At 56.7% G+C, this 8813-nt stretch carries 8 protein-coding genes; 5 read left to right on the forward strand and 3 right to left on the reverse strand.

What is annotated here, in order from left to right; genetic code table 11:
* Positions 1–136: 136 nt before the first annotated feature.
* Positions 137–1552, reverse strand: a complete 1416-nt coding sequence (locus AC1DVE_RS23360) for a DUF2252 domain-containing protein (RefSeq protein ID WP_223455831.1) — start codon at positions 1550–1552, stop codon at positions 137–139.
* 732 nt (positions 1553–2284) lie between these two features.
* On the opposite strand from AC1DVE_RS23360, the gene AC1DVE_RS23365 reads away from it, so the two are divergent.
* The 4 genes from AC1DVE_RS23365 (at position 2285) to AC1DVE_RS23380 (ending at position 6486) form a co-directional block, all read left to right on the forward strand.
* Complete coding sequence (locus tag AC1DVE_RS23365; RefSeq protein ID WP_223455862.1) at positions 2285–2935, forward strand: hypothetical protein; 651 nt, start codon at positions 2285–2287, stop codon at positions 2933–2935.
* A gap of 585 nt (positions 2936–3520) precedes the next feature.
* Positions 3521–3973: an Ohr family peroxiredoxin gene (locus AC1DVE_RS23370; RefSeq protein ID WP_223455830.1), complete on the forward strand. Its 453-nt coding sequence runs from the start codon at positions 3521–3523 to the stop codon at positions 3971–3973.
* 127 nt (positions 3974–4100) lie between these two features.
* Positions 4101–4559, forward strand: a complete 459-nt coding sequence (locus AC1DVE_RS23375) for a MarR family winged helix-turn-helix transcriptional regulator (protein ID WP_008051025.1) — start codon at positions 4101–4103, stop codon at positions 4557–4559.
* Positions 4560–5016: 457 nt separating this feature from the next.
* Positions 5017–6486, forward strand: a complete 1470-nt coding sequence (locus AC1DVE_RS23380) for a multiheme c-type cytochrome (protein ID WP_223455829.1) — start codon at positions 5017–5019, stop codon at positions 6484–6486.
* Positions 6487–6632: 146 nt separating this feature from the next.
* Here AC1DVE_RS23380 and AC1DVE_RS23385 read toward each other — a convergent pair whose 3' ends face one another.
* On the reverse strand, positions 6633–7865 hold the full coding sequence (locus tag AC1DVE_RS23385; RefSeq protein WP_223533188.1) for an MFS transporter: 1233 nt from the start codon (positions 7863–7865) through the stop codon (positions 6633–6635).
* A gap of 135 nt (positions 7866–8000) precedes the next feature.
* On the opposite strand from AC1DVE_RS23385, the gene AC1DVE_RS23390 reads away from it, so the two are divergent.
* Complete coding sequence (locus AC1DVE_RS23390; protein WP_223455827.1) at positions 8001–8459, forward strand: winged helix-turn-helix transcriptional regulator; 459 nt, start codon at positions 8001–8003, stop codon at positions 8457–8459.
* A gap of 88 nt (positions 8460–8547) precedes the next feature.
* Here the strand turns inward: AC1DVE_RS23390 and AC1DVE_RS23395 are convergent, their stop codons facing one another.
* Positions 8548–8811, reverse strand: coding sequence for a DUF2790 domain-containing protein (locus tag AC1DVE_RS23395; protein ID WP_477784251.1), 264 nt, complete (start codon positions 8809–8811; stop codon positions 8548–8550).
* Positions 8812–8813: the final 2 nt, after the last annotated feature.

An 8813-nucleotide genomic window follows, 5' to 3' on the forward strand; every position in this document is an offset into this window, starting at 1 on the left:
GAGTACCCGCACGGGATGTGCTCAACGCATGCCGATGTGGTCAATCAGGATCTGTTGAAGTTCATTCGCGGCTGATCCGGTCGAGCCATGGCTCTGCTGCTCGCAGGGCCATGGCAGGGCTCATGGTTCGGCCCCATCACTCTTCTTCTCTGAGTGCATGGATCCGCCCTGATTTTTCCGCAGCTATCAGCGCGGCATGGTCTTTCGCATTTTGATTGGCATAGGCGATGGAAAACTTGCCGATGGCCTGGTCGAAGGAATCCAGCTTGCCCAGGTAGCCACTGATGAGCGCCGCATCCCCGGATTTGGCGTGGGCACGGGCGAGGGTATGACCACACCACTCGGCGTACATCTTCATCCGTGCGGCGGAAACACCTTCGATGGGCGCTGACATTTTCATGTCTCGCAACTGGCGTACAAAGAAATGCCGGCCATTTTGCCCGCGTGTCCAGCCCAGAAAGATGTCGCTGGAGGACTGCATCAGTCGTTGTCCCGTGACAACACGCTGCCCCTGGTTCTCGTAGTCGCTGTTGCCCGCATAGGGCGCCAATACCGAGGGGCAGGCTTCCTTGAATTGCAGGAGCAAGGGGTGGTTTTCCGCAGAAAAGAACAGGCCGACGAAACAATAGGTCCCCACGCTCCCGATCCCGACAGCCTTGACGGCAATGTCTTCGAGACGGTAGCGATCGAAGAGCACGCGCCGTTCATGGGGCAGTGACAAACGATAATCATGCAGTGCGACACGGACTCGCTGCCTGAAGCCCTTTTCATACACATGAAAAAGCAAGGGCGGCTGATCGATCAGTCGTCGCCGCCCGCCAACCTCGCTGCTGATCTTGGGGTAGAGGTAATCACCGAGACGCAACCTGGCCTTTGCGATCACTTGCTCGCGAATTTTCCTGATCTCGGCATTGGGCGCCATATCGATGATCGCTTGGGCATCCAGGCGGTCATACCAGACCTCCAGCGGGCCCATTTTCGAAAATTTGCGCAGGCCTTCGCGGTAAGCACAAGCGCATTTGACGGCAATGTCCCGTGCCTCTTTATCGTTGAGTCGGTTATCGCGCGCGGCCACGGCAAAACTGATCGCCAGGCGTTTGACATCCCATTCCCAGGGAGCTGGGAGCGTTTCGTCGAAATCGTTGATGTCAAAAATCAGATTGCGCTCAGGTGTCGCGAACAACCCGAAGTTCATCAGGTGGCAATCCCCGCAGGCTTGCACCTTTACGCCAGTGGTTGGGGTCGTGGCCAGGTCATGCGCCATCAAACCTGCAGAGCCACGTAAAAAGGTGAATGGACTGCGCAGCATGCGCCCGTAGCGCAGCGGCACCAGGTTGGGCAGTCGATAGCGGTTGGACTCTTCGAGCAGTTCGATAGGGTCGCGGCGCTTGCCGGGTGGTTTCCATTCGGCGTGAGCCGAATGCGGCAGGCGTTCGCGTAGTTGCTCACCTGCGAATAGACGCTCCTTGCGCGAGAGAAAGACCGAATCGTCACCGGTGTCGCCCGATGGCTTGGCCAAGCCGTCGGCAGATTTGCTTTTGCGGGGGGGCATGGCCACTCCTTTGCTCAACGAAGTCTGACTCGCTCGGGCACAGGATCTGGTAATGCGACTGTTCCATCAGCCCCCGGGGTGGGCGTGCACTGGCATCCTGGAAAGTGTCGAAGCTGTTTTTCAAGCGTAGCAGCTCAGGTCATGGATGCTGTATTGCCAGTACTGAATGTGCGCTGGATTCGAAGTGGTTTGCGGATGACTGCAGGCAACTCGAACTTGCCGGTGACAGGTAGGAAATTGAACCACTGGTCGGGTCTGGCGACGAAAGTTCAGCGCAATAGCGGTTTTTTTTTCGGCATATGACCGGAAACGATTCAGCTGCGTAGCGACGCGGGTTTCAGCCAAAGAGGCAGGGATCCCCAGGTACCGGAAATAGTACCGCTTGTCGATGTTTCTGCTTAAAAAATGAACGATCGGGATATGCTGGGCTCTGATTTCCCAGCAGGTGGATCCTTAGGGTCCCGCTGCACTCACTAGTAAAATGGACGTATACCTCATCTGCATTGAATGGAATGCGCATGGGGATTTTTTTTACCTGAGACCTGGAGTGATAGTATGCCGTCATCACTGACTCGCGGGGCGAGTCGCTCTCTCTTGTAATACCAAATTATTTAGTTGCTTCAATCTTTGCCAACTTGACCTTGCAAGTGCGAATAAATAATTCGCATGCCTAGGGCATGGTCAATTTGCACTGCTGCTATAAGTGGAGATGTGGTCTTGGATATTAATACAATGATCGGCCTGATCGGCCAGAAAGAATCCATGGAGTTTTTGCGTTTAGGCGTTGTGTACGTTCATCTGTTGGCTTGCTGCGTAGCGATTGGCCTGGTGTTTGCCAGCGATGCCGCCATGGTCAAGGATTTATTGAAAGGTCGCGTGTCGTCGGGGCACGACAATGAACATATGGCCAGTCTGCAGAAGTCTGTTGCCAATGCGTTGATATTCTTGTGGGTGACTGGCGCTGCGATTATAGGTATTGATTACCTTGATAAAGGCATGAACTATTTTGCCAATCCAAAACTTCAAGCCAAAGTCATTATTGTATTGTTGCTGACGTTCAACGGCATGTTGTTGCACCGCTATGTATTGCCTGCAATGTTGAAGGCCAGTTCGTTGCTTGATCTTAAGGTCAATGTACGAATGTTTGCCCTGTTCTCTGGCGCACTGTCGGGCGTGTCCTGGTTGTATGCCGCCATGCTCGGTGTCGGTCGACCGCTGGCCTGGAAGTATTCGCTCACCGAGTTGCTGATGGCCTATCCGGTGTTGATCGTGCTCGGCTTTGCGATGATGGTGGCGCTGACCGAGTGGGCGCGTAAACGCAACGAAGCAGCGCCAGCTCATGAGACTTCGTGGCTGTTTGCGGGTATTCCTGCGCTGCGCTGAGCTGACGAAAATCCAGGGAAAGACGGGTGAAACCCTCTGAACCGTTCAAACATCAGACCCCCTCCTTGTGAGGGGGTTTTTTGTGTTTGTGGGTATCAGCAAGTCAAAGAAAACCGGCTTGATTGGCCGGTTTTTTTTCGAGTGAAATACGCCCATTTCATTTCAGCGCCAAAGCGTTGATCGTTCCGAAGCGCGTAATCAGTGGTCCCCCCAGGGCCGGACGGCGGAATCCGATCCTCCTTTCGGCAAGGAGAAGGGTAGCGAGGTTGACCTCGTGTCTACCGCTCATCGCCAAGGCATAAAATAATCTTTGACATCATTGGGGCTTTGGTTGAATATTCATCTATCGCATGCGATCTAATCGAAAGCGATATGAAGCAACAACAACCCTTGCCGTTTGGAGACTCAGCCATGAACACCGGAAGCCGCCGCACAATGTTTATCTCGACCGCTCACGCTTCCCATGGCCAAAACGGCAACAACTGGATCATTGCACACGCCAATTGATGAACGTCGTCTTTTTAAGTGTCACAAACATCGCATGCGATATAATCGCACGAAACATAAAATCCTGAGGAAGTCCCCATGAGCAAGATCGAAAAAGTACTGGCAACCGGCAAAACCCACACCACCCATAACAGCGCAGGCAACACCTCGCGCGGCCATAACGGCAACCTCGATATCGTGCTGTCGTCCCCCGGCAGCGACACACCGGCACACGTGCTCACCGCCGTCCAGCCACACCCGAAAGCCGAGCAACTGTTCGCCGGAGCGTGGTCGGCCTGCTACATCGCAGCGGTGGGGCTCGCCGCCCAACAGATGAAGGTGACACTGCCGACAGATACGGCCGTCGACATTGAAGTGGACCTGGGCCAGACCGGCGCGGCTTACTTCCTCCAGGCCCGACTGACTTTGCGCGTGCCGGGGCTGGACCAAGGGGTGGCGACCGAGTTGGCCCACAACGCCGATGCAATCTGCCCGTACTCCAAGGCCACACGCGGCAACATTGATGTCGACATCAACGTCCTGACGGCATAACCCACTGCACGGCCGGCTCACCGGGGATTGTCCCGGTGAGCCGGCCGTCGGTGTTTATACGCACTTCCGATACCATCGCGTACGACGTATAGTTTCAGTCTCGCCAGATTGACCCAAGAGAACGTCCATGAAAAACACCGACAAGACATCCGCCCTGGATCTCAAACTCTCCGAGTTCCTGTGTTTTGCGGTCTATTCAACCAACCTGGCCTTCGGCAAGGCCTACAAGCCGATGCTCGAACGGCTCGGCCTAACCTACACGCAATACATCACCCTCGTTGCGCTGTGGGAGGAAGACAACCAGACCGTCGGCAGCCTCGGTGAAAAGCTGTTTCTCGAATCCAATACCCTCACGCCGATCCTGAAGAAGCTGGAAGCGATGGGTTATTTGCTGCGCCAGCGCGACCCGGAAGACGAACGCCAGGTGCGGATCAGTCTCACCAAAGAGGGGCGAAAACTGCGCGAAGGCCTCACCGAAGACGGCTTTCCGCAAACCGGTCTTGACCCTGACGACTTCGTGCAAATGCAGAAGGCCATTGTGAAGCTACGGGGCAGTCTCATCCGGTCGACGAAAGACAGGGAGTAAGTTCTATCGAGTAAAGTGAGTGGCCCCGGATTTGCGATGTGCACCAAGTAACGGATCAGATCTGAGCGGCTCATTAAACCCGGGGGGCAATTTGGCTATCCGATGTTGTGCGGCGGTTGCACGGCAGGACTGGCCCTCTGGTCTTGACACCCCCCCGATTTCGGAGCGAGCTCCCCCCACTAATGGGCGCGATTCCCCGGCAGAATTCGCGTCTCCATTAGCTCAAGAATTTCAAGTTCTGAGCAATGTTTGCCGGGCTCTCAGGTCGGCCGATATGTGTTGTTACATCGATGGCAAGGTAATTGCTGAGTGAGCGTATCCCGACCATGAAAGGTGCAGAGTCGGGAAACTGTGGAGCTGTAAGTACCCCCATTGAGTGATTGCATGTAACCAATACCCCTGGCTGCTCAATAGAAGTGCTGCAGTCCTCCTCTGCAACCGTCCAGGGGAAATGCTTATGAGCCACTCCAGATATACGTGTGCGCGGGTAGCGCTGCACGGGTTGTGCTTTCTAGCCTGCCTGCTGACGGTAACGCTGATGGCGGCAGACGAACCTCAGGGCAATGACAATCAAAGTAACGATAAGTGGGTGGAGCCAGCACGCTCCAGGCTCATGCATGTGATTGGCGGGATGCCGTTCTTTCCGCATCGGGCCAACACCACCGGCAACCTGATCTTGAATGTGAAGGACTTTGACAATGCCCAGGTCTGTGGCGCTTGCCATACGGAGATCTACAAGCAGTGGCGCTCGTCGATGATGTCTCAGGCCTGGGATGAACCCATCTATCGGGCCTTGCTCAAGCGTGCGAGTTCGGCCACCGAGGGCAAGGTCGATAACTTCTGCACTGGCTGCCATACCCCGATCGGTCTCACGACCGGGCAGATCAATTCGCAAGTCAACCGCTCCTCGATTGAAGACAGCGCGAAGAATCATCCGATGCCCGGGGTCGATTGCGAGACCTGCCACAACATCAGTGCCCGCACGGGCCTCGATAACGGCGCCTATGTCCTGAGTCCGCGAGCACACGGCAAACCCACCAAGTTCGGCCCGCGCAGGGATGCCGTTTCGCCTTATCACGACACCGTGTATTCCGCTCTGCACACCCGCTCGGACTTTTGTGGCACCTGCCACAACGTCACGCACCCCTTCAGCAGCGTGGCGGTGGAGCGCACCTATGACGAATGGCAGGAGAGCACCTACAGCCTTAACAATGTGACCTGCCAGAGCTGCCACATGCCGGGTTTTGCAGGCAAGGCCGCGATCATGGGGCCAGACCGCGAGTCGGTCGCCTCGCATTGGTTCAGCGGAGCCAACGCGATGATGCTCAAGCATCTCGGTCAGGAGGAGGGCGCGCAACGCGCACGCGACATGCTCGGGCGCGCCGGGGACATCAAGTTCGAGCAAGTGCCGGCAGCCATGACGCCCGGGCAATACACCTCGGTAGCGGTCAAAGTGACCAATGTCGGCGCCGGGCACAAGCTGCCGACCGGCTTTCCCGAGGGTCGGGAGATGTGGATCGATTTCCGGGTGCAGGATGCCAGTGGTCGCGAGATCTATCGCCTGGGTTCGATCAAGGACGGCAAGACCGAGGTCAACACGCGAAACTTCAAAGTGCACATAGGCGACAAGGACGGCAATCCGTTGGACGTCGAGGTCTGGAATGCCACGCAGATTCTTTCGGACAACCGCATTCTGCCCAAGGGCTACGATATCGGGGAGTTCTCCTTCCTGGTGCCGGCCGACGCCGTCGGGCCGCTGACCCTGACAGCCGATCTGAACTACTGGCCGTTTTCCCAGAAACTGGCCGACTACCTGCTCGGCAAGGATAAAGTGCAGGTGGAAATCACCCGGATGGCCAAAGTCACGCAGAGCGTACCTCTGTCGACCAGCCTTTCAACCGTCGGGTCAAATACTGCACACTTTTGACGGCATCGGCCAAAACGCTTGAGCTCCGCGCAAAGCGAATGCCGACATGCATGAGCGGATCAACAGTGGTGAGTCCCGGTTTGATCACCGAGAAACTCACACCCCTATGCCGGTCATCGAAATGGCGAGCCAGAGGTGTCGGGTTTTCATACGGATCTTCCTTGCTTGGGTGTTGAGAAATGAAACGTGAGAAACCACAGCGCCAGGGCAGTCGTACTGATCAACGCGCCCAGCAGGCTGACTGCGAGCCAGCCCCATAGCGCATAAACCTGCGTCGCGGCCGCAGCTCCCAGCGCGCTGCCCACCGAGTAAAAGCACATGTAGGCACCGACCATGCGACTTTGCGCGTCGGGTCGCGCCGCAAAAATCAGGCTCTGGTTGGTGACGTGTACGGCTTGCACCGCGAAGTCGAGCAAGAGCACTCCGCAAGCCAGCGCGATCAGTGACGTCTGTGCAAACGCGATAGGCAGCCAGGACAGCGTCAGGATCGTCAGCGAAATGCCGGTTACGCGTTGCCCAAAACCCTGGTCGGCCCAGCGACCGGATCTTCTGGCTGCCAGGGCGCCGGCGACGCCAGCCAGGCCAAACAGGCCGATGGCCGTGTGTGAAAGTGACAGCGGCGGGGCGCTCAATGGCAGGACCATGGAGGTCCACAGTACGGAAAAAGCGGCAAAGATCAGCAAGGCCAGCAGGCCCCTGATTCGCAAGACCGGTTCGGTCATGAACAGCGTGAACAGCGACCGGATGAGTGCCGGGTAGGTGTATCGACTGCATGCAGACACTGCGGGAGGAGTCACTTTCCAGAGCACCGCCGCGAGGGTCAGCATCAATCCCGAGGAAACGAAATACACAGCGCGCCAGCCCGCCAGATCTGCGATCAGCCCAGAGGTAAACCGCGCCAGAAGAATGCCCAGGACAATGCCGCTGGTGACGGTTCCCACGGCCTGGCCACGTTGTGACGGCGTTGCCAGTGCGGCGGTATAGGCCACCAGCACTTGAACCACCACTGCCAGCAAACCCACTGCGATCATGGCTCCCAACAGGGTCAGCCATTGCTGTGCTGCACCGACCCCCGCCAGCGCAATCGCAGACAGCAGCACTTGCGTCAGAATCAGCCCTTTACGGTTAACCAAGTCGCCCAATGGGACGATGAACAGCAACCCCAGTGCGTAACCGACCTGAGTCGCCGTCACCACAAACCCGATCATTGATGAGGCGACACCCAGGCTCTGCGCCATTGAATCGAGTAAAGGTTGCGCGAAGTAAACGTTGGCGACTGCCAGCGCGCAGGTGACAGAAAATAACAACGTGAGTGATGGCGAAAGCCCCGAGGCCTGCGTGACGAAAGGATGGGTGGTTGAGTCGGCATTTGCTGTCACGTGAGCCTCCGTGGCGTTAAACTGGTTTCAATTAAAAACTGGATTCGATTGTTGCTGAATCAAGTTTCAAAATGCAACCACATTGCTCAAGATTGAACGACAGACGTGGCAGTCCTTATCCAAAAGGTAAATACGATGGTCGAAGACGCTTCATCGCAAAGCAGCGAATGCCCGGTGGCAAGAACACTGGAAGTCATTGGGGATCGATGGTCGCTGATGATCATCCGCGACGCGTTTGACGGCATTCGCCGATTCAGCGAGTTTCAGAAGAGCCTGGGGGTGGCCAAAAATATTCTGGCATCGCGCCTCAAGACGTTGGTTGAAGTCGGTGTATTCGACGTTCGACCGGCGTCGGATGGAAGCGCCTACAAGGAGTACGTCCTGACGGACAAGGGACGAGAGATCTTTCCGGTGGTGGTCTGCATGAGGCAGTGGGGCGAACGTTTCCTGTTCAAGCGGGAAGAGACGCGTTCTGTGTTGTTGGACAATGAGTTCGGCCAGTCCCTGGTGCCGATTGAAGTTCGCTCGTCGAGCGGTCAAAAACTTGGCCCCTTCGACTGCCACAGGGTGAGAGTGGTTGCAGGCGAGTCGTGAATCGATCAAAGGGTTTGTGTGACTGGAGCGACTCGGGGTTCCGGCCTGCACCGCGCAGGCGAGGCCCAGAACCCTATCGACGAGCGGATCAGGCAATGCTGGTGGGGTCGGCAGGGCTTCCACCCCATTCGAGGAAACGGAGCTTGTGAACCTCGCCCTCGCTGTCTTCGTAGACCAGGGTCACCGGTACCACGCCGGTCTTGTCGGATGTATCGGTGCGCTGCAGTACCCGCTTCACATCGATTTCCATACCGTAGTGGTATTCGACGGCTGAGACATGCGCGCCGGGTTCTTGCAGGCTGTTCTGGTCGAAGACACTGGGTGCGAGACTGGAAATCACCGCACTGACAATTG

Source organism: Pseudomonas sp. P4_B4 (assembly GCF_056402255.1).

Coding starts and splice junctions, on each gene's coding strand:
- AC1DVE_RS23360 (WP_223455831.1), bottom strand. CDS start 1,552: ATGCCCCCCCGCAAAAGCAAATCTGCCGACGGCTTGGCCAAGCCATCG.
- AC1DVE_RS23365 (WP_223455862.1), top strand. CDS start 2,285: ATGATCGGCCTGATCGGCCAGAAAGAATCCATGGAGTTTTTGCGTTTA.
- AC1DVE_RS23370 (WP_223455830.1), top strand. CDS start 3,521: ATGAGCAAGATCGAAAAAGTACTGGCAACCGGCAAAACCCACACCACC.
- AC1DVE_RS23375 (WP_008051025.1), top strand. CDS start 4,101: ATGAAAAACACCGACAAGACATCCGCCCTGGATCTCAAACTCTCCGAG.
- AC1DVE_RS23380 (WP_223455829.1), top strand. CDS start 5,017: ATGAGCCACTCCAGATATACGTGTGCGCGGGTAGCGCTGCACGGGTTG.
- AC1DVE_RS23390 (WP_223455827.1), top strand. CDS start 8,001: ATGGTCGAAGACGCTTCATCGCAAAGCAGCGAATGCCCGGTGGCAAGA.